A 739-nucleotide genomic window follows, 5' to 3' on the forward strand; every position below is an offset into this window, starting at 1 on the left:
ATCACAGCTACACCAGATGCAGCTGTTGTGATGCTCTTTTGCACGAGGACGATGCCTATTATCTGGACGGCGAGACATACTGCCGTGACTGCTACGAGGATGAGCGAGAGGAGAACAACCTGATTCACGAATACGGCTACAAGCCGAACCCCATTTTCTACGGCGAAGGCAATCGCTATTTTGGCATCGAACTGGAAATTGATGGAGCAGGCAGAGATGATGATTATGCCGAAGAGTTGCTGGACATTGCCAATGCCCATGCCGACCTGCTTTACATCAAGACAGACGGCTCTTTGGATGATGGCATGGAACTGGTTTCCCACCCCTGCACCATGGACTATCACATCAATGAATTTCCCTGGGAAAATATTATGCACCGTGCAGTCCATCAAGGCTACCGCTCGCACCAGACTTCAACCTGCGGCTTGCATCTCCATGTGAACCGCAACGCCTTTTCCGACAACCAGGAAGAACAGGACGAGGTGATTTCAAGGATTTTGTACTTTGTAGAGCATCACTGGAATGAACTCTTGAAATTCAGCCGCCGTTCGGAATACGCCATGAACCGTTGGGCGGCAAGATACGGCTATGAACATACCCCGAAAGCAATCATGGACAAGGCAAAAAAAGGCGGCAACGGTCGGTATGCCGCAGTAAACCTTTGCAACTATCACACTGTGGAGTTCAGACTTTTCAGAGGCACTTTGAAGTACAACACGTTCATTGCCACCATTCAGCT

1 protein-coding gene is annotated in these 739 nt (G+C 49.5%); it reads left to right on the top strand.

Annotation, left to right across the window (positions count from 1 at the left end):
- A partial coding sequence (locus RUMCAL_RS07520) for an amidoligase family protein (protein ID WP_021682097.1) occupies nucleotides 1–739 on the top strand: 739 nt, incomplete at both ends.

It is taken from the genome of Ruminococcus callidus ATCC 27760 (genome assembly GCF_000468015.1).
GTDB classification, from domain to species: Bacteria; Bacillota; Clostridia; order Oscillospirales; family Ruminococcaceae; genus Ruminococcus_C; species Ruminococcus_C callidus.